This is a genomic window from Pseudomonas sp. SG20056 (assembly GCF_031764535.1).
GTDB lineage: Bacteria > Pseudomonadota > Gammaproteobacteria > Pseudomonadales > Pseudomonadaceae > Aquipseudomonas.
This window is the reverse complement of the sequence record NZ_CP134499.1, coordinates 3,242,525-3,263,202: the sequence shown is the minus strand read 5'-3', so window position 1 is coordinate 3,263,202 and position 20,678 is coordinate 3,242,525. Positions and strand designations below refer to the sequence as shown.

Genomic DNA, 20,678 nt, shown 5'->3' with positions numbered 1-20,678 from the left:
GAGAGCCTAATGGTTCCCGTAATTGCCCTGGTGGGCCGCCCTAACGTCGGCAAGTCCACCCTGTTTAACCGCTTGACCAAGTCCCGTGACGCGATTGTCGGCGACCTATCTGGTCTGACCCGTGATCGCCAGTACGGCGAGGCCAAGTGGCAGGGGCGAACCTATATCGTCATCGACACCGGTGGTATTTCCGGTGACGAGGAAGGCATTGATGCCAAGATGGCCGAGCAATCGCTGCAGGCGATCGAAGAAGCCGATGCCGTGCTGTTTCTGGTGGATGCTCGCGCCGGGCTGTCCGCTTCCGATCAGATGATTGGCGAGCACCTGCGTCGCCGTAACAAGCGCAGCTTTCTGATTATCAACAAGGTCGACAATATCGACGCCGACCTGGCGCGCGCCGAGTTTTCCAGCATGGGCATGGGCGAGTCCCTGCCAATTGCCGGTGCTCACGGTCGTGGCATTACCCAGATGCTCGAGGCCGTGCTGGGTTCCTTCCCCAAGGATGCCACCGAGCCGGAAGAGGGTGAGGAAGAGGAAGAAGTGCTTGAAGGCCAGGAGGCCAAGCGCATTCCCGGCCCCAGCGAGAAGGACGGCATCAAGCTGGCGATCATCGGCCGCCCCAACGTCGGTAAGTCGACCCTGGTCAACCGCATGCTCGGTGAAGAACGGGTCATTGTGTATGACCAGGCCGGCACCACCCGCGACAGCATCTACATTCCTTTCGAGCGTGATGACGAGAAGTACACCTTGATCGACACCGCCGGCGTGCGCCGCCGCGGCAAGATCTTCGAGGCGGTGGAAAAGTTCTCGGTGGTGAAAACCCTGCAGGCGATTCAGGACTCCAACGTCGTGGTATTCGTCATGGATGCCCGCGAAGGTGTGGTCGACCATGACCTCAACCTGCTCGGCTTCGTGCTGGAAAGCGGTCGTGCTCTGGTGATCGCGCTGAACAAATGGGACGGTATGGAGCCGAGCGAGCGCGATTACGTGAAGGTCGAGCTGCAACGCCGGCTGTTCTTCGTTGACTTCGCCGATATCCACTTTATCTCGGCGCTGCATGGCACTGGAGTGGGCAATCTGTACAAATCGGTGCAGGCCTCGTTCAAGTCGGCGATCACTCGCTGGCCAACCAACCGCCTGACCCAGATTCTTGAAGATGCCGTCAGCGATCACGCGCCGCCCATGGTCAACAACCGTCGGATCAAGCTGCGCTACGCCCACCTGGGTGGCGCCAACCCGCCGCTGATTGTGATCCACGGCAATCAGGTCGATGCGGTGCCCAAGTCTTATGTTCGCTATTTGGAAAACACCTATCGCCGTGTGCTCAAGCTGGTCGGCACGCCGATTCGCATCGAGTTCAAGGGGGGGGAGAACCCGTACGAGGGCAATAAGAACACCCTCACCGATCGTCAGGTGAACAAGAAACGCCGCCTGATGAGCCACCACAAAAAGGCTGAGAAGAAGCGCAAAGACAAGCGCTAAGCTTGGATTTAAACGCTCTATAAAGGCACCTGCGGGTGCCTTTTGCCTTTCTGGACGTTGGGCTATTCTGCGCCATCAATAGCGTTCAAGCCCGGCGCTTGGTTCAGGAATGTTGCCTCGATGATTATCAGCAAGCTGCCGAACGTCGGCACCACCATCTTTACTCGCATGTCTCAGCTCGCCGTGGAAACCGGCGCGCTCAATCTGTCCCAGGGTTTTCCGGATTTTGATGGCCCACAGGGGCTGCGCGAAGCGGTCAGTCGACATGTCGCGGCCGGGCATAACCAGTACGCGCCGATGACTGGTTTGCCAGCCCTGCGTGAGCAGGTGGCGGCGAAGATTGCGCGCAGTTATGGCCGCAGTGTCAGCGCTGACAGCGAAATCACCATTACCCCCGGAGCGACTCAGGCGATCTTCTGTGCGGTGCAGGCGCTGGTCCGCCCCGGTGACGAGGTGATCGTCTTCGACCCCAGCTACGACAGCTACGAGCCCTCGGTTGAACTGGCCGGCGGGCAGTGCATACATGTACCGCTGGCGTTGCCGGGATTCGGCATTGACTGGCAGCGTCTACAGGATGCCTTGAGCAGCCGAACCCGCTTGATCATCCTCAACACGCCGCACAACCCCAGTGGGGCGCTGATTTCCAGGGCCGAGCTGGATCAGTTGGCGGCACTGATTCGTGGCCGCGACATCTACCTGATCAGTGACGAGGTGTATGAGCATCTGGTATTCGATGGCGTGGCACACGTCAGTGTATTGGCCCATGACGAGCTGTATCAGCGCGCCTTTGTGGTCAGCTCGTTCGGCAAGTCCTATCACGTCACTGGTTGGAAGACCGGCTATGTGGTGGCGCCGCCAGCCCTGAGCGCCGAACTGCGCAAGGTGCACCAATACGTCAGCTTCTGTGGCGTGACGCCGCTGCAATGGGCGCTGGCCGATTACATGGCCGAGCACCCTGAACATGTGGACGAGTTGCCAGCGTTCTATCAGGCCAAGCGTGACCTGTTCTGTGATCTGCTGACGGCCTCGCGCTTTCGCTTTACCCGCGCGGCCGGCACGTTTTTCCAGCTGGTCGACTATTCGGCCATTCGTCCTGATCTGGATGATGTGGCCATGGCCGAGTGGCTGACCCGTGAGCAGGGTGTCGCAGCGATTCCGATTTCCGTGTTCTACCAGGCGCCGCCCAAGGACTTGCGCCTGGTGCGCTTCTGCTTTGCCAAGCGCGAAGAGACCCTGCGTCAGGCGGCGGAAAAGCTATGCGCGATCTGAGCCAGTTGTCTGATCTTGAACTGGCGCTGCTCCAGACCCGCCTGACCTGGCAGGACCCTGCCGCTAATCGTGCGCATTTCACCGCCCTGCTGGAGCAGGCGCGCGGTGCTGATCTGATCGTGCTGCCAGAGATGTTCAGCACGGGGTTCTCCATGGACTCCGCCGCGCTGGCTGAGCCGGAAGACGGTCCCACCAGCCAGTGGCTGCGTGAGCAGGCCCAGGCGTTGCAGGCTGTGGTCACCGGCAGCCTGATTATCCAGGCAGCCGATGGTTCCTACCGTAATCGCCTGCTCTGGGCACGCCCGGATGGCACGGTGGCGCATTACGACAAGCGCCATCTGTTTCGCATGGCCGGCGAACACAAGCACTACAGCGCAGGTGAACAGCAGGTGGTGCTGGACGTGAAGGGTTGGCAGGTGCGCCCGCTGATCTGCTACGACCTGCGCTTTCCGGTGTGGAGCCGTGACCCGCAAAATACTGATCTGCTGCTCTACACCGCCAATTGGCCGGCTGCGCGGCGCCATCACTGGAATCGCCTGCTACCGGCGCGGGCTATTGAAAACCTGTGCTATGTGGCGGCGGTCAATCGCATTGGCGAGGACGGCAAGGGTTATGCCTACAGTGGCGATAGTCAGGTGCTGGATTTTCAGGGTGAACCGTTGCTGGAGCCCGGGGCTGCGGATGGGGTGTTCCGTGTCAGCCTCAACGCCGCCGAGCTGGCGGCCTATCGGCAGCGATTCCCGGCGTATCTGGATGCCGACGAGTTCGTGCTGGGGGCTTCCTGCTAGCGTGCGCGGCGTTTAGCCAAGGCCGCCTGTTCGGCAGCGCTGGCTTCCAGGCGCAGTTTCTCGCTGCGCAGAAAATCGCCCAGTTGCTGTAGCTCAGCAATCTTCTGCTCCACCTCGGCCAGTTTGCGGCTGACCAGGGCTGCGCCCTGAGCGCAGTCGAGTTGTTGCTCGCGCCGTGCGCGAAGGATTTCGCCAATCTCACCGAGGGAGAAGCCCATGCTCTGCGCCTGCTGGATAAAGCCCAGATCATGCAGCGTCTGCAGGCTGTATTCGCGGTAATTATTGTCGCGGCGCAGGGCGCTGATCAGCCCCAGGCTCTCGTAGTAACGCAGGGTGTGGCGGCTGGCGCCGCTGCGTTTTTCCAGTTCACCAATGCGCATGCAAATCCCGCTTGACTGTAGAGTGTGCTCGACAGTTTAGCCTGCTTGGGTCATCAACGACTCAGGAGGATTGACGATGAATCAGCCATGTTTTGTCACCGGCGGCAGCGGTTTTATCGGTCAGCATCTGCTGGCGTTGCTCACTAGCAGAGGCCACCCGGTCAGCGTGCTAATGCGTCGACCGCACAGCCTGCCAGCCTTGCGCGAGCAGATTGAGCAACTGGGTGGGCGCGGCGATCTGCTTACGGCGGTTGGCGGTGATCTGGGCTTGCCGGGGCTGGGGCTGGATGCCACAGACCGTGAGCAGGTGCGTCAGGCGGCGGTGGTGTTTCACCTGGGGGCGCAGTTCGCCTGGGGGTTGTCAGTGGCGCAGGCGCGCCAGGTCAATGTTGACGGTGCGATTCGGGTGGCGGAGTTGGCGGCGCAGCAAGGTAGCCGCCTGCTGATGGTGGGCGGTTTTATGCTGGCCAATCATGGGCACTTGCAGCGTATTGGGGTGAATTTGCAGTACCCCGAACAGACGGACTGGGATCGCCTCTATCGCCGCTCTGGGGCTTATGAAGGCAGCAAGCTGGAGGCGCACTTTCGTGTACGCGCGCGAATGGCTGAACTGCAGGCGCCGCTGACGCTGGTGCACCCAGCCACCGTCTGTGGCCATAGCCGTAGCGGGCATATTCTGCCGGCGCAGCCGTTGGCTGGCTTGATCGACAATCTGGCCGCGGGCCGGCTTGGGGCAATTCCCGGTTCGGCAGCGCACTGGCTGCCGTTGGTCAGCGTGGATTTTCTCGCCGAGTTGATGTTGGCAGCGGCCTTTGATGAGCAGCAGGTCGGCCAGGAAATCCTCGCCCTGGATGCCGCGACGCCCAACCTGCAGGGCATGCTGCAGCAATTGGCTCGCACGCTGAGCGTGCAGGCGCCGAGCCGGCATCTGCCGATACCGTTGCTGCGGGTGTTGCTGAAGATTCCCGGTGTGCCGCGCCTGCTGCATACCGATGCCGAGTCGCTGGATTTTATCCAGACCACCCGCTTCGATACTGCTGCGACCCAGACCCTGGTGCAGCGCCATCACCTGCACTGGCCGGATATCGGCCAGGCGTTGCAGGCGACGGCGCGTTACCTGGTGCGCACGCCGTCAGTGGCCTGACGGCGTGCACTGCGATCAGGCCGCTTGTTCGGCGGCTTGGCCGAGCGCGCGGTTCAGTGCGCTAAACAGTGCACGGAAGCTCGCCGTGGTGAGGTTTTCATCGATGCCCACACCGTGCAGCGCACGGCCGCCGTTGACGCGCAATTCGATATAAGCCGCCGCTTTGGCATTGGTGCCGGCGCCGATGGCGTGCTCGCTGTAGTCCATGATTTCCACGTCTACCGGCAGGCCGGCGACCAGGGCTTCCAGCGGGCCTTTGCCGATCCCGCGCCAGTGCTGGATTTCCCCAGCATTGATGACTTCCACATCGACCGCGCTGGTGCCGTTTTCTTCCTGCAGGCGATGGCCTTTCAGGGCATAGGGTGCGGTGGCCTGCAGGTACTCGGTTTCGAGCAACGTGTAGATTTGCGCGGCGGACATCTCCAGGCCGAGGCGGTCGGTTTCCTTCTGCACCACCTGACTGAACTCGATCTGCATACGGCGCGGCAGGTTGATGCCGTATTCCTGTTCGAGCAGGAAGGTGATGCCGCCCTTGCCGGACTGGCTGTTGACGCGAATCACCGCCTCGTAATCGCGGCCGATATCGGCAGGGTCGATCGGCAGGTACGGCACCTCCCATACGGCATCGGCCTGCTGCTGGGCGAAGCCCTTGCGGATCGCGTCCTGGTGCGAGCCGGAGAAGGCGGTGTGCACAAGATCACCGACGTAAGGATGGCGTGGATGCACCGGAATCTGGTTGCAGTCCTCGACCACCTTGCGCACGGCATCGATGTCGGAGAAGTCCAGCTCGGGGTCGACGCCCTGGGTGTAGAGGTTCAGCGCCAGGGTCACCAGGCAGACGTTGCCGGTGCGCTCGCCGTTGCCGAACAGGCAGCCTTCGACGCGATCCGCGCCGGCCATCACCGCCAGCTCGGAGGCGGCGACGCCGGTGCCACGGTCATTGTGGGTGTGTACGCTGATCAGCACGCTGTCACGGCGGTCGACGTGACGACCGAACCACTCGATCTGGTCGGCGTAGTTGTTTGGCGTGGCGCACTCGATGGTGGCGGGCAGGTTGAGAATCAGCTTGTTCGCCGGGGTTGGTTGGAACACACCGATCACCGCGTTGCACACCTCGACGGCAAAGTCGATCTCGGTGCTGCTGAACACTTCCGGCGAGTACTCGAAGCCCCACTGGGTTTCTGGCGCAGCCTCGGCCAGGCGCTTGATGGTGGTGCCAGCAGACACGGCGATGGCTTTGACGCCGGCCTTGTCCTGGTTGAAGACGATCTTGCGGAAGCTCGGCGCGCAAGCGTTGTAGTAATGGACGATGGCCTTCTTTGCGCCCTTGAGCGACTCGAAGGTGCGTTCGATAAGGTCGTCACGGGCCTGGGTCAGCACCTGGATGGTCACGTCATCCGGGATGTGGCCGCCTTCGATCAGCTCGCGGACGAAGTCGAAATCGGTCTGTGAAGCGGACGGGAAGCCCACTTCGATTTCCTTCAGGCCCACGGCCAGCAGACACTTGAAGAAGCGCATCTTCTTCTCGGCATCCATCGGCTCGATCAGCGACTGATTGCCGTCGCGCAGGTCGGTGGACAGCCAGATCGGCGCCTTGTCGATGATCTTGTCCGGCCAGGTGCGGTCCGGAATCTGGATCTGGGTGAACGGGCGGTACTTACTGGACGGGTCTTTGAGCATGCTCATGGTGTTGATCCTTGTGGCGCGGCTGCAAGCGGCGAACCGGGCAAAAACTGAGAAAACAGGGCAGGGCGTGGGCGTGAAAGTTCAGCCACGCAGTCGCTGGCTCACCAGGCAGAGGTTGGCGTGTTGGCGCAGCAGGATAAGGGTGTGATAGGTGTTCATAGCGCCAACCCTAATCTTTGAGGTCAAAGCTGGCAAGCAATGCTGAAAAATTGGTGTTTTAGTGCGGTTTAGGTGTTTTAAGGCGATTAATTTTGCGTAAAAAGCCGTGGGTAAGCGTTTGGATTGCGGGCGGCATCAGGTGTTTCGGCCGCCCGCTGTGGCTTCAAGGCTGGGTGCCAGGCAGCAGGTTATGTTTCAGCTCGCGCATATCCGCCCCGCTGGGGTGCTGGAAGACCCGCAGACCAAACTCCGGAAGGATCGCCAGCAGGTGATCGAAGATATCCGATTGAATGGCCTCATAGCGTGCCCAGGCGATGGTGTTGGTGAAGCAGTACAGCTCCAGCGGCAGGCCGTCTGCGGTCGGACTCATCTGCCTGACCAGCTGGGTCATTTCCTGATGGATACCCGGATGCTGGCGCAGGTAGTGTTCGACGTACGCGCGGAAGGTGCCGATGTTGGTAACCCGCCGGGTGTTTGCGGGCTCCTGGCTGGCCTCGGCCAGGGCGCTGTTCCAGCTAAGCAGCTCGCTCTGCTTGCTGTTCAGGTAATGGCCGAGCAGCAGAAAACGCTGCAGGCGGGTGATCTGCTCCGGGCTGAGGAAACTGATGCTGGTTTGATCAAGCAGCAGGCTGCGCTTTATTCGCCGTCCACCGGACTCCTGCATGCCACGCCAGTTCTTGAACGGGTCACTGATAAAGCGCTTGGTCGGGATGGTGGTGATGGTTTTGTCCCAGTTCTGCACCTTGACCGTGTGCAGGGCGATATCGATGACATCGCCATCGGCGTTCAGCTGTGGCATCTCGATCCAGTCGCCGACACGCACGATATCGCTGGAGGAAATCTGCACGCTGGCGACCAGCGATAGCAAGGTGTCCTGAAAAATCAGCATCAGCACCGCCGCCATTGCGCCCAGGCCAGACAGCAGGATCAGTGGCGAGCGGTCGATCAGGCTGGCGACCATAAGTATTGCGGCAATCACGAAGAGCAGAATCTTCACCACCTGCACATAGCCCTTGATCGGCTTCAGATGGGCATTTGGGCGCTTCTGGTAGGTGTTGTTGAGCAGTGTCAGCACGCCGCTGATGGCCAGGGCGATGGTCAGTACGATAAAGGCGCTGCAGACATTGCCGGTTACTTCCACGGCCGCTTCCGGCAGATTGGGCACCAGGGTGATGCCGACGGAAATGATCAGCGCCGGGACGATATTGGCGAGCCGCGCGATCACCCGTGAGTCATGCAGGCTGCCGTCCTGGCCAATTGGTGTGGCTTTCAGCGCCCGGTACAGGCCGCGCAACAGGATGCGTTTGACCACCCAGTTGGCCAGCCAGGCCGCTAGTAGCAGCAGCGACAGGCCAGTCAGGCTATAGAGCTCGGGATAGTGTTCAAGCCACTGCTGGGCGTTGCTGTACAGGTCGTTCATACCGCTCCTCGGGGTGTTCGTTCAGCGTATTAACGCTGCCACCTTAACAAACGAGCGAAAAACGAGCCGGCTGGGTTGTTTGCTGAACGTGTCTCGGGGCGCTTTACCCGAGCAGGCTAAGTACGGCTTGCGGCCGTTGATTGGCTTGGGCAAGCACGCTTTGCGCGGCTTGCTGAATGATCTGCCGAGAGACCAGGTTGGAGGTTTCTGCCGCAAAGTCGGTGTCGAGAATCCGCGAGCGGCTGGCGGCGGCATTCTCGGCAATGCTTTGCAGGTTATTGATGGTGCTTTCCAGGCGATTCTGCAGTGCGCCCATATAGCCACGCTGGCGGTCGATATAGGCCAGCGCATCATCAATGTCCATTACTGCCAAGCCTGGCGTCTTGCTCAGGTCTAGGCGGCTTAGGGCCATCGCATCGGCGCTGAATGCACTGAAGCCGACTTGTATGGTTTCGTAAGCCTCGGCCCCAATCTGGAATTGCGTAATGGCGTTGCCCCCAACGCCGTTGACGTTGAATAGTTCGGGTTCGACCAATTTGAAACCTTGTGAGCCGGGAAGGCCTGTTCCCTGGTTGAGCAGTACATTTTCGGCGGTGAGCACATTGCCGCCATCAGCATCAAACCCGCCAATCGCCCCGGTATCGGCGTTCGTCAGGTCAAGGCTGGCGACGTAGGTGGCAATATCTGCGCCAAACTTGGTTTCGAAATCTGCCAGGTTGGTGAAGGCACCCTTGCTGGCGTTGGTCAGGGCCTGATCCAGGGTCGATCCGCTGTTCTTTTGCAGGTAGCCCATGATGTCTTTGATGCCCTTGCCGCCCGCCGCCTTGATTTCATCATGCATATAGCGCACAGCAGCGTAGCCGCCGGAGTAACCGGCAGAGGCACTGACATCGTCGGCATTGAATGCAGCCAGGATGGCTGCCGTATTGGTACCGCCGGCGGTGTCTCCAGCAAGGCGCTCGTCTGCGCCCTGCAACGCTTCTGCGGTGCCTTCGATAAACCAGCTGGGTAATCCGGCAAAGTTCATCGTACGGCCCATGACCGCGTGCGCCATTTCATGCGCAATCACCCGGTCAGTGTATTGCGGTGTGCTACCGCCGTTAGGCAGGGTAGAAGCATCGAAATAGGCCAGGTTTACATTGAGTACCTGGTCAAAAATTTTGCCGCCAGCACCTGATGTTCCTGAAACCGAAGCCAGGGCTTGGCTGGAAGAATCATTGGTGAAGGTTATTTCCAGTTCGGCGCCGTCAGCCGTCAGACCGAAAGCATCGAATACCCGTTGCTCGCCTTCGCTGATCCAGAAGCCTTTCAGGGCATTGAGTACGGCACGTTGGTCGAGATCTCCCAGGACCGAAAAGGTGCCCTGGTCAAATACTTTGCGTCCTGCAAAAGTCGTGGTCTCGTTGACGCGGTTGATCTCCTGCAGCAGCTGCTGTGCTTCCTGATCTAGCGCTGCACGTTCACTGGCTCCATTGGAGCCGTTCATGGCCTGTAAACCGAGCGAGCGAATGCGCTGCAGGGCGTCGGTGACGCTTTGCAAAGCGCCCTCCGCTACCTGCAGCAGCGATATGCCGTCGTTGGCGTTGCGCGTGGCCACGTTCAGCCCCCGCACCTGCGAGGTCAGACGGTTGGAGATTTGCAGTCCGGCGGCATCGTCCTTGGCGCTGTTAATGCGTTGTCCGGTGGACAGGCGCTGCAGCGAAGTACCGAGGGCCGTGCTGTTGCTCTCCAATTGGCGGCGCGTGAACGACGACGAGATGTTGGTGTTAACCGTCAGCATCTACGTGTGTACCCGCTCGGCCGGACGGAAAGCCCGGCGTCACAGACGTCATCGGCTTGCGCTAAAAAGGCTTGAGAGGTTCGGGTGGGTAGGTCGACGAACGGTCAGGGCTTGAACGCACCAATAAAAATCGCCGGATCGACGCGTGCGTCGTTGAGGCTGACGTTCCAATGCAGGTGCGGCCCGGTGGCGCGGCCGGTGGCGCCGACGTTGCCGAGTATGCCGCCGCGTGGCAGCTCATCGCCGACCTTAACGCCGATGGCGGAGAGGTGGCAGAACATGCTGATCAGGCCCTGACCGTGGTCGACAAACACGGTTTTGCCGTTGAAGAAGTAGTCGCCAGTCAGGATCACTTTGCCGGCGGCGGGGGCCTTGATCGGCGTGCTGCTATTGGCGGCGAAGTCCAGCCCTGAGTGAGGGTTGCGTTCTTCGCCATTGAAGAAGCGGCGTAGGCCGAAGGGGCTCGACAGCGGGCCGTTGACCGGTCTGTCGAACAGCAGGTTGCTCGGCTGGCGCGGGCTGAATTGCTGATAGGCGCGGGTCTGCTCGGCCAGTTCGCGCTCAATGCGGGCAAGGTTCTTGGCGTTCGGATTGACCTGCTGCTGGTTTTTGATGGTGATGCGCTGCTCGACGTAGTGCTTGCTGCCCACCTGAAAGCTCAGCTTCTGGCTGCCATTGAGGCTGATCTGCTGGTTGCCGGGTTTCACGCTTAGCGGGATGCCGACGATGGCGATCCAGCGCTGCTGATCTTCATTAATCACCAGCACAGGCTTGTTTTGATAGCGCACGCTGGGCGCGCTGGCTGCTGGCCCAAGATCGACCACGGCCACGCCGCCGGGCACGGGTTTATTGAGAAGTCGGCTGATAAAGCCTTCTGCGTGGATGGGCAGGGCGAGGCAGAACAGGGTAAGCAGGGTGAATAAACGCATGGGTGACCTGTGTGGAAATCAATCGAGCAGCGAGAGGGTAACCGGCTGCACATGGTTGTCTTCGACTCGCACATCCAGCTCACCGTTGCTTAGCCGCGCCTTCAGCCGTTGGCCGGGCTGGGTGTCGGTGGCATTGCGGATGGCGCGGCCGCGCTCATCCAGCAGGATGCTGTAACCACGACCCAGCGTTGCCAGTGGGCTGACCGCATGTAGCGTCTGCACCTGGCTATGCAGTTGCAGGCGTCGCGCCTTGAGGCCTTCGCGCATGCTGCGTTGCAGGCGCTCTGCCAGAGCCTGCAGGCGCTGATCCAGCAACTTGAGGTTGCGCTCCGGGTGCAGGCTGAGCAGGCGGGTTTGCAGATGATTCAGACGTTCGCGGCGATTACTCAGTTGGCGTGCGAAGGCGCGGGTCAGGCGCATGTCCAGGTCATCCACGCGCTGAGCATGCTGGCGCAGGCGTTCGCCGGGGTGGCGCAAGCGTCGCTGCAAACCGTCCAGGCGCATACGTTCGCGTTCCAGGCGGTGCTGCATGCGCAGGTTCAGGCGACGCTTGAGGTTGTGCAGGCGTTGCACCAGCTCGCTGCTGTCGGGGGCCAGCAGTTCGGCGGCGGCCGATGGTGTTGGCGCGCGTACGTCGGCAACAAAATCGGCGATGGATACATCGGTCTCATGGCCCACGGCGCTGACAATGGGCGTGACGCAGGCGGCAATGGCGCGTGCTACCTGTTCTTCGTTAAAACACCAGAGGTCTTCCAGCGAGCCTCCACCACGGGCGAGGATCAGCGCATCGAAGCCTTTTGCATCTGCAATGCCGAGGGCGCGAACAATCTGCGTAGTGGCTTCGCGGCCCTGCACGGCGGTGGGAATCAGGGTCAGTTCGACCTGTGGCGCGCGGCGGCGGAACACGCTGATGATGTCGCGGATCACCGCGCCGGTGGGTGAGCTGATGATGCCGATGCGCTTGGGGTGCGCTGGCAGGGCGACTTTGCCCTCGGCAGCAAACAGCCCTTCGGCGCTGAGTTTCTCCTTTAACGCCTCGAAGGCCAAACGCAGGGCGCCATCGCCGGCGGGTTCGACGGCATCGAGAATCAGTTGGTAGTCGCCGCGTCCTTCAAACAGTGAAACCTTGCCGCGCACCTTGACCGCCAGGCCATCGCGTAGCGCCTGACGCACCTTGGCGGCGTTTTGCCGGAACAGCGCGCAACGCACCTGGGCCTGACTATCTTTAAGGGTGAAATAGATATGCCCGGACGCCGGCTTGGCCAGGTTGGATATTTCCCCCTCGACCCAGATGCCGCCGAATACATCTTCCAGCAGCAGGCGTGCGCGGTTGTTCAGTTGGCTAACGCTGAGCACCTCGCGGTCGAGGTTCAGGCGTTGGAAGGGATCTTTGATCATGGCCGGCATAGTAAAGGCTTTGTCCGGGCAACTGTAGAGTCTTGACCCGCACTGCCAGCCCATTAAGCTGCGCTCCTTCAATGCAGACCGAGTTCCGATATGAGTGAGCAGCAGGCGATCATCGTGCCGCAGATCTCCAGCTTCCCCGGCCATGAGGCGCGGGCGCGGGTGATTGTGCGCTGGCTGGTCAAGCAGAACATCATCGAAGAACAGCTGAGCACCTGCGGGCGCACCTTCAAACATATGGGCTACGGTATCGCCGAAGGTGCGCGGCGGGTGGTCGAGCGACCGGAGCTGCTGCCCTTTGGTCAGGCGGTACATGGCCTGGAGATTATCTACAAGCGCTGCATCTATACCCCGACTGCGGGGTTTCTTGAGGAGGCCGGTTGCCCTGAGTGTCGTCGTGAGGTGGGCGAGCGCCTGTTCGACAGCCTGGAAGAGTGGATGCCGGGGCAGACCGATAACTTTATCTGCCCGCTGTGTGGCCATGAAGACGACATCAACGGCTTTCTGTTTCTGCAGCCCTGCGGTTTTTCCAACTTGGGTTTTATCTTCAATAACTGGGCGGATGCCGGTTTCAAACAGAGTTTTCTCGACGAGTTCGCCGCGCGTTTGGGCTATCCAGTCTCGCAGGTAAGAGTTGACTTGTGAGTCAGATCGGCGACGTTGTCGACGCGCATCTCAACGATCAGCACGCCTAGGCGATTGTTTGCGTTGAGTGCAGGGGGGCGTCTGAGTATAATGGCGCGCTTCCTATTTTCCCGTCTGGGAGCCCCCGCCATGCTGCGTATCAGTCAAGAAGCTCTTACCTTCGACGACGTTCTACTTATTCCAGGTTATTCCGAAGTTCTGCCGAAGGATGTCAGCCTCAAAACGCGCCTGACGCGTGGCATCGAACTAAATATTCCGTTGCTCTCTGCTGCCATGGATACCGTGACTGAAGCCCGTCTGGCGATTGCCATGGCTCAGGAAGGCGGTATCGGCATCATCCACAAGAACATGACCGTCGAGCAGCAAGCTGCCGAAGTGCGCAAGGTCAAACGCTACGAGGCGGGCGTGGTCAAGGACCCGATCACCATCGAAGCCGACGCCACCGTACGTGATCTGTTCGAACTGACCCGCATGCACAACATCTCCGGTGTACCGGTGCTGAGCGATGGCGACCTGGTCGGCATCGTCACCTCCCGTGACGTGCGTTTCGAGAACCGCCTGGACGCCACCGTGCGTGAAGTGATGACGCCGAAAGAGCGTCTGGTCACCGTGCCTGAAGGCGCCGACAAAGACGTGGTGCGCGAGCTATTGCACAAGCACCGTATCGAGAAAGTCCTGATCGTCGATGATGCCTTCCGCTTGAAGGGCATGATGACCGTCAAGGACATCGAAAAAGCCAAAGCCTACCCGCTGGCCAGCAAGGACGACCAGGGTCGTCTGCGTGTTGGCGCGGCCGTTGGCACCGGTGCCGATACTGCCGACCGCGTCGCCGCGCTGGCTAACGCTGGTGTTGACGTGATCATCGTTGACACTGCCCACGGTCACTCCAAAGGCGTGATTGACCGCGTGCGTTGGGTCAAGCAGAACTTCCCGGACGTGCAGGTGATCGGCGGCAACATCGCCACCGGCGAAGCCGCCAAGGCCCTGGCCGAAGCCGGCGCTGATGCGGTCAAGGTCGGTATCGGCCCTGGCTCGATCTGCACCACGCGCATTGTTGCCGGTGTTGGCGTGCCGCAAATCTCCGCCGTGGCCAACGTTGCCGCCGCACTGGCTGGCACCGGTGTGCCGCTGATCGCCGATGGTGGTATCCGTTTCTCCGGTGACCTGTCCAAAGCCATTGTTGCCGGCGCGTCCTGCGTGATGATCGGTTCCATGCTCGCCGGTACTGAAGAGGCACCGGGCGAAGTCGAGTTGTTCCAGGGCCGCTCCTACAAGGCTTACCGCGGCATGGGTTCGCTGGGCGCCATGGCGCAGGCGCAGGGTTCTTCGGATCGTTACTTCCAGGACTCCTCGGCCGGTGCCGAGAAGCTGGTGCCAGAAGGCATCGAAGGTCGCGTGCCGTACAAGGGCGCAATGGCAGCCATCGTGCACCAGCTGATGGGCGGCCTGCGTGCCTCCATGGGCTACACCGGTTGTGCGACGGTTGAAGAGATGCGCAGCAAGCCTGAGTTTGTGCGCATCACCGGCGCTGGCATGGCCGAGTCGCATGTACACGATGTGCAGATCACCAAAGAAGCCCCGAACTACCGCGTGGGCTGATTGTTGATCAGTTGATATAAAGCCCGGGGCTGTCGCTGTTGTTTTACAGGGCAGCCCCGAGTCATTTGTGAATTCCGCTACGAGAGACGGCCATGGCTCATCAAGACATCCACGCTCACCGCATCCTGATTCTGGATTTCGGTTCCCAGTACACCCAGCTGATTGCCCGCCGCGTGCGCGAGATCGGCGTGTATTGCGAGCTGCACCCATTCGACATGAGCGACGATGACATCCGTGCCTTCGCTCCGCGCGGGATCATCCTCGCCGGTGGCCCGGAATCGGTGCATGAAGCCGGCAGCCCGCGTGCACCGAAAGCCGTGTTCGACCTCGGTGTGCCGGTTTTTGGTATCTGCTACGGCATGCAGACCATGGCCGAGCAGCTGGGCGGCAAGGTTGAAGGCTCCGAGCTGCGTGAGTTCGGTTATGCCCGCGTGGATATCGTCGGCAAAGCCCGCCTGCTCAATGGCATCGAAGACCACGTCGATGACGACGGCGTGCTCGGCCTCGACGTTTGGATGAGCCACGGTGACAAAGTCACCGCCATGCCAACCGGCTTCCATATTCTCGCCAGCACCCCGAGCTGCCCGATCGCCGCCATGGCCGACGACAGTCGCGGCTACTACGGCGTGCAGTTCCACCCGGAAGTGACCCACACCAAGCAGGGCGGCCGCATCCTCTCGCGTTTCATTCTGGAAATCTGCGGCTGCGAAGCGCTGTGGACTGCCTCCAACATCGTTGAAGACGCTATCGCCAATGTGCGCGCCCAGGTTGGCAGCGCCAACGTGCTGCTCGGCCTGTCCGGCGGTGTCGATTCCTCGGTGGTTGCGGCGCTGCTGCACAAGGCCATCGGCGATCAGCTGACCTGTGTATTTGTCGACAACGGCCTGCTGCGCCTGCACGAAGGAGAGCAGGTGATGGCCATGTTCGCCGAGAACATGGGCGTCAAAGTGATCCGCGCCAACGCCGAAGAGCAGTTCCTCAGCAACCTCGCCGGCGAAGCCGATCCAGAGAAGAAGCGCAAGATCATCGGCCGCACCTTTATCGACGTGTTCGATGCTGAGTCCTGCAAGCTGGACAACATCAAGTTCCTTGCTCAGGGCACCATCTACCCGGACGTGATCGAGTCGGCTGGCGCGAAAAGCGGCAAGGCCCACGTGATCAAGTCGCACCACAACGTCGGCGGCCTGCCGGAAGAGATGAACCTGAAACTGGTTGAGCCGTTGCGCGAGCTGTTCAAGGACGAAGTTCGCCGTCTGGGTCTGGAACTCGGCCTGCCGTACGACATGGTCTACCGTCACCCATTCCCCGGTCCAGGCCTGGGTGTGCGCATCCTCGGCGAAGTGAAGAAGGAATACGCCGACCTGCTGCGTCGCGCTGACCACATCTTTATCGAGGAGCTGCGCAAGGCCGACTGGTACCACAAGGTCAGCCAGGCCTTCGTGGTGTTCCAGCCGGTGAAATCGGTGGGCGTGGTCGGCGATGGCCGTCGTTACGCCTGGGTTGTCGCCCTGCGCGCGGTGGAGACCATCGACTTTATGACTGCACGTTGGGCGCACCTGCCTTACGAGCTGCTGGAAACTGTCAGCGGCCGCATCATCAACGAAATCGAAGGCATCTCCCGCGTCACCTACGACGTGTCGAGCAAGCCGCCTGCCACCATCGAGTGGGAGTAACCAGAAGGGGCCTACGGGCCCCTTTTTGTTAGCCCTGATCGGTTGTGTATGGGGCAGGCACTACGCTGGGTATCGGACAGCCGCTGTTCTCTATTAGGTGAGGGGCAGGGCTATTTGTTATTCGATCAGCCCCAGGTTGGCGAGACGATCTGCACAATCTACAGGGCCGTGTATGTCCATGAGCACTGGGCCAGTCTGGCTGTGAGGTGCTTATCGTGGTTATGCTCGGGCAACGGATTGACCCAGAGTCCAGTTGTCCGGCCATTTATGCAGGGAGATCAGCAATGACCGCACTATTTGTCTTGGCGAGTATGGCGCGGCGTTTTGCTGTAGGCGGGGGCAGGTCACTTGGCCATCTGCTGGGGCTGACCCTGAGCGTTCTGTTGGTCGTCAGCTCCGCGTTGGCGCAGGACGAATCTGCTCCTGCTGCCCCCACTGCCACGACTGCTGCGGCAATTGCCTTAAACGATATTTTGCTGCGTGCAGATGATGACCAGCGTCTGGCAGACCGGGCCAAACGCCGGGCGGCGAGTGCGGACCCGGCTGCCGCGCTTGGCGCTCTGCTTGATGACATCGCGCGGCCCGTCGATGAGAAACTGCAGACCTTCAGTGTGGATGAACTGCGTCAGCTGCCTTTTGTGCGGCTGGAGAGCCTGGCGCGCCACTGGAGCTTCGATGCCCACCGTATTCAAGCCTGGCGTACGCAGATGCGCGCCGTCACCAAACCTTATGCCGATGACACGGCCGAGCTGTCGCTACGCCGTGCACGTTGGCAGGCCACCCGTGCGGCGACCCCGGCAGATAGCATGCCCGTGCCTCTGGCTCGGCAGATCGACTTGATGATCAGCGAACTGCAGGCGGCCGAGCAGGCGCTTGCCGCTCCGTTGGAGCGGCTGATTGAGTTGGGGCAGCGCGCCAATGCGATCAGTTCGAGTATTCAGCTTGGGCGCGAAGAGGTGGACAGGGTCATCAGTGGTGTCGATGCACGTCTGTTCAGTCGTGATGCGCTGCCGTTGTGGCAGGCGCTGCATCTAGGCACTGAGCAGGGTGATGAAGCGGAGTCAGTCGTACAGGGGCTGGATATTGAAGCGCGGTTTGCCGATGCCTATGGCGCGGTGAACAGCATCAAGGTGCACGCGTTACAGGCGCTGCTGGTGCTGCTGTTGCTTATGTTGCTCTGGCTGGCGCGCCGGCAGCGATCGCTACCTCACTCTGGCCGTGATGAGGATAGCCTGCGGGTGGCCGCGCGGCCGTTTTCCGCCTGGTTGCTGCTGGCCGTTATGGCTGTGCAGGTGTTCGAGTCGGATGCGCCCATGTTGGCGCTTGAGGTGCTGACGTTGCTGGCAGTGGTGCCGGCGTTGCGCATGCTGCCGCAGCGCGCCCATGACCTGCTGGGTCGCTGGCCATTGATGGCGGCTGGCTTGTATCTGGCAGACCGGCTGGGGGCGCTGCTATGGGGCGGTGAAGATGTTTATCGCGTGTTTCAGCTCGGGCTGACGGTCGTCGCGTTGCTGCTCACGCTCTGGCTGTTGCGGCAGATGTTGCGGCGAGTTGAACACAATGCCGGCTGGGCGCGCTCGATGGTGCGCGGGAGCGTCTGGTTGGGCGGTGGGCTGCTGCTGGCTTCGCTGCTGGCTAATCTGGCCGGCGCCGTGCTGCTGACGCAAACGCTCACCAGCGGGGTTATCGACAGCGGCTACATCGGTCTGTTGCTGTATGCCTGCATGACTGTGGTCAATACGCTGCTGCGGATGCTCGCGGAGTTGCCGGCGGTGCAGCGGGTATGGCTGTTTCGTCGGCACAGCCAGGCAATGTTGAGTTGGTTGCGTCGCGCATTGCTACTGGCAGCGGCAATCAGTTGGTTGCTGTACAGCATGGATCGATTTCGCGTGTTGCTGCCGGTGCAGGCGTTCGTCAGCCAGGTGTTGGGCTATGACGTCGAGGTCGGCGAGTTATCCATCAGTCTCGGCGATGTGCTGGTGTTTGCCCTGTCGGTACTGATCACCATTGCTGCTGCGCGGGCGACCAAGCTGGTACTGCGCGAGCAGTTGCAGGGGCATAGCCGCTTGCCACGCGGGGTGGGCAACAGCATCGCCTCGCTCACCTATTACGCGCTGCTGTTGCTGGGCTTTCTACTGGCGTTGTCGGCGGCGGGTTTCAAGGTCAGTCAGTTGACGCTGTTGTTCGGCGCGCTGGGTGTGGGTATCGGCTTTGGTTTGCAGGGGCTGGTGAGTAATTTCGTTTCTGGGCTGGTGTTGATGTTCGAGCGGCCGATTCAGCCCGGCGACGTTATCGAGATCGACGGTGCCAGTGGCAGCGTCCGCGAAATTGGCCTGCGCGCCACCAAAATTCGCACCTTCGATGGTGCCGACATCGTGGTGCCTAACGGCACCCTGGTTGCCAATAACCTGACCAACTGGACGCTGCAGGACCGCAATCGGCGCATTGAAGTGCCGATTGGCGTTGCATACGGCAGCAATCCTGCCGAGGTGATCGAGCTGCTGGTCCGGGCGGCGCGGGCTGTGCCCGGGGTGGCCGCAGAACCAGCACCGGTTGTGCTGTTGCAGGAATATGGCGAGAGCGCATTGAAGTTCAGCGTGCGCGCCTGGGCGCAGGACTACGATCGCTGGCTTACTACGCGCAGCGAGTTGATGGTGAGCATGCTGCAGGCGCTGGCAGCGGCCAATATCAGCATCCCCTACAACCAGTTCGACCTCAATCTGCGCGGTGTGCCTGACGAGTTGAGCGAGGCGATGCGCCAGGTTGGCCAGAGCGGCGGTAAGTTGGACGCTTCCTGATCCCCTATGCCAACGGTGCGGCAATCAGCCTCGATTTCAGGCTCGTCTTGAGCGCTAGTTAGATGAGAAACTATTGCATCTATTGGGGTGAGTTCTTCCTCCAATGCATGGCCATGGCATATAGCCAGGCAACCTGGAGTGGATATGTTGTTTTCCCGCAGACAAATGCTGGCCGGCCTGGCTGGGCTTGGCGTCGTCGGCCTTGGTGTCGGCGGCGTGCGCTACTGGCTGGGCCGTCCGGAAAATGTGGCGACCCACGACTATGAGCTGATCGCCGCGCCGCTGGATATCGAGCTGGTGTCTGGGCATATCACGCCGGCCTGGGCCTATGGTGGGCAAGCGCCTGGGGTCGAACTGCGGTGCCGTCAGGGTGAGCGCTTGCGGGTGCGCTTCATTAATAAGCTGGACGTGCCGACCACTATTCACTGGCATGGCATCCGCCTGCCGCTGGAAATGGACGGCGTGCCTTATGTGTCGCAGGCGCCGGTGCTGCCGGGTGAATACTTCGACTACAACTTCATCACCCCCGACGCCGGCAGCTTCTGGTATCACCCGCATGTCGCCAGTGGCGAGCAGCTGGGGCGTGGGTTGGTCGGCGCGCTGATCGTCGATGAGCGCGAGCCAACAGGCTTTCGCCACGACCACACGCTGAACCTGAAAAGCTGGCATATCGACGAGCAGGGCGCTTTTACCGATTTCAGCGTACCGCGCGAGGCCGCGCGTGGCGGTACGCCGGGGCGGCTGAGTACGGTCAATGGTAAGCATGCGCCAACCCTGGATTTGCCTGCTGGACAGGTGGTGCGTCTGCGCCTGATCAATCTGGATAACACCCTGACCTATCGCCTTAACCTGCCCGGCGCGGATGCGCGTATCTATGCACTGGACGGTAACCCGGTCGAGCCAAGGCCGCTGGGCAAGGAGTACTGGCTGGGGCCAGGTATGCGTATCGAACTTGGGTTGAAGGTGCCTGCGGCCGGCAATGAGCTGTCGCTGCGTAACGGACCATTGCGCTTGGCAACCCTGCGCTCGCAGCCCAATGCCGAGGGGGCGGGTGAGTGGCCGCCTGCGCTGCCGGCTAACCCGGTGGCCGAGCCTGATCTGGCTAATGCGGCAACCGTCAAATTCAACTTCGAATGGGCCGGTGCGGTGTCGGTCGGCCTGGCCCAGGGCGCGGCGCACAGCTTCTGGCAGATCAATGGCCAGGCCTGGGACATCAATGACAAGACCTGCGCCGACCGGCCGATTGCTCGCCTGCAGCTGGGCAAGAGCTATATCTTCGAGCTGCGCAACCTCAGCCAGTATCAGCACCCGATCCACTTGCATGGCATGACCTTCAAGGTGCTGGCCTCGGATCGCAAGTCGATCATTCCGTATTTCACCGACACCTACCTGTTGGGCAAGAATGAGCGCGCACGCGTCGCGCTGGTCGCCGATAATCCCGGGTGTGGATGTTCCATTGCCATGTGATCGACCATATGGAAACCGGTCTGATGGCATCAATCGAGGTCGTTTAAGCGTGCGC

At 61.1% G+C, this 20,678-nt stretch carries 14 protein-coding genes and 1 pseudogene; 9 read left to right on the top strand and 6 right to left on the bottom strand.

The features are described from left to right. Positions 1–9 precede the first annotated feature (9 nt). The 3 genes from der (at position 10) to RHP75_RS15505 (ending at position 3,539) form a co-directional block, all read left to right on the top strand. Complete coding sequence (der, locus tag RHP75_RS15515; protein ID WP_311088979.1) at positions 10–1,482, top strand: ribosome biogenesis GTPase Der; 1,473 nt, start codon at positions 10–12, stop codon at positions 1,480–1,482. Between the two features lie 120 nt (positions 1,483–1,602). After that, positions 1,603–2,751: a pyridoxal phosphate-dependent aminotransferase gene (locus RHP75_RS15510; protein ID WP_311088978.1), complete on the top strand. Its 1,149-nt coding sequence runs from the start codon at positions 1,603–1,605 to the stop codon at positions 2,749–2,751. Continuing rightward, complete coding sequence (locus tag RHP75_RS15505; protein ID WP_311088977.1) at positions 2,739–3,539, top strand: amidohydrolase; 801 nt, start codon at positions 2,739–2,741, stop codon at positions 3,537–3,539. The genes RHP75_RS15510 and RHP75_RS15505 overlap by 13 nt, the downstream gene beginning before the upstream one ends. Here the strand turns inward: RHP75_RS15505 and RHP75_RS15500 are convergent. After that, entirely contained in the window at positions 3,536–3,919 is a 384-nt protein-coding gene (locus RHP75_RS15500) for a MerR family DNA-binding protein (RefSeq protein WP_257777352.1), read from the bottom strand. The genes RHP75_RS15505 and RHP75_RS15500 overlap by 4 nt on opposite strands. A gap of 76 nt (positions 3,920–3,995) precedes the next feature. On the opposite strand from RHP75_RS15500, the gene RHP75_RS15495 reads away from it, so the two are divergent. After that, on the top strand, positions 3,996–5,063 hold the full coding sequence (locus RHP75_RS15495) for an SDR family oxidoreductase (RefSeq protein WP_311088976.1): 1,068 nt from the start codon (positions 3,996–3,998) through the stop codon (positions 5,061–5,063). A gap of 15 nt (positions 5,064–5,078) precedes the next feature. Here RHP75_RS15495 and leuA read toward each other — a convergent pair whose 3' ends face one another. The 5 genes from leuA to xseA form a co-directional block, all read right to left on the bottom strand. Further along, a complete protein-coding gene (gene leuA / locus RHP75_RS15490) occupies positions 5,079–6,749 on the bottom strand; it encodes a 2-isopropylmalate synthase (protein ID WP_311088975.1) in 1,671 nt (556 codons plus the stop codon). 322 nt (positions 6,750–7,071) lie between these two features. Beyond that, positions 7,072–8,328, bottom strand: a complete 1,257-nt coding sequence (locus RHP75_RS15485) for a mechanosensitive ion channel domain-containing protein (RefSeq protein ID WP_311088974.1) — start codon at positions 8,326–8,328, stop codon at positions 7,072–7,074. A 103-nt stretch (positions 8,329–8,431) separates the two neighbouring features. Next, positions 8,432–10,108: a flagellinolysin gene (locus RHP75_RS15480; RefSeq protein ID WP_311088973.1), complete on the bottom strand. Its 1,677-nt coding sequence runs from the start codon at positions 10,106–10,108 to the stop codon at positions 8,432–8,434. A 104-nt stretch (positions 10,109–10,212) separates the two neighbouring features. Next, complete coding sequence (locus tag RHP75_RS15475; RefSeq protein WP_311088972.1) at positions 10,213–11,037, bottom strand: peptidoglycan DD-metalloendopeptidase family protein; 825 nt, start codon at positions 11,035–11,037, stop codon at positions 10,213–10,215. An 18-nt stretch (positions 11,038–11,055) separates the two neighbouring features. After that, positions 11,056–12,435, bottom strand: a complete 1,380-nt coding sequence (gene xseA, locus RHP75_RS15470; protein ID WP_311088971.1) for an exodeoxyribonuclease VII large subunit — start codon at positions 12,433–12,435, stop codon at positions 11,056–11,058. Positions 12,436–12,534: 99 nt separating this feature from the next. Here xseA and RHP75_RS15465 point away from each other — a divergent pair, with 99 nt between their 5' ends. The 5 genes and pseudogenes from RHP75_RS15465 to RHP75_RS15445 all read left to right on the top strand — a co-directional run bounded on the left by RHP75_RS15465 (position 12,535) and on the right by RHP75_RS15445 (position 20,670). Then, positions 12,535–13,086, top strand: a complete 552-nt coding sequence (locus RHP75_RS15465; protein WP_311088970.1) for a sugar ABC transporter ATPase — start codon at positions 12,535–12,537, stop codon at positions 13,084–13,086. Between the two features lie 129 nt (positions 13,087–13,215). Next, the gene (guaB, locus tag RHP75_RS15460; protein ID WP_311088969.1) at positions 13,216–14,685 is read left to right on the top strand and encodes an IMP dehydrogenase; all 1,470 of its coding nucleotides are present in this window, start codon (positions 13,216–13,218) and stop codon (positions 14,683–14,685) included. Between the two features lie 92 nt (positions 14,686–14,777). Next, positions 14,778–16,358, top strand: a complete 1,581-nt coding sequence (gene guaA / locus RHP75_RS15455; RefSeq protein ID WP_311088968.1) for a glutamine-hydrolyzing GMP synthase — start codon at positions 14,778–14,780, stop codon at positions 16,356–16,358. Between the two features lie 284 nt (positions 16,359–16,642). Further along, entirely contained in the window at positions 16,643–19,156 is a 2,514-nt protein-coding gene (locus RHP75_RS15450) for a mechanosensitive ion channel domain-containing protein (RefSeq protein WP_311088967.1), read from the top strand. Positions 19,157–19,300: 144 nt separating this feature from the next. Continuing rightward, positions 19,301–20,670 (top strand): annotated as a pseudogene (locus RHP75_RS15445) (multicopper oxidase family protein). Positions 20,671–20,678 lie beyond the last annotated feature (8 nt).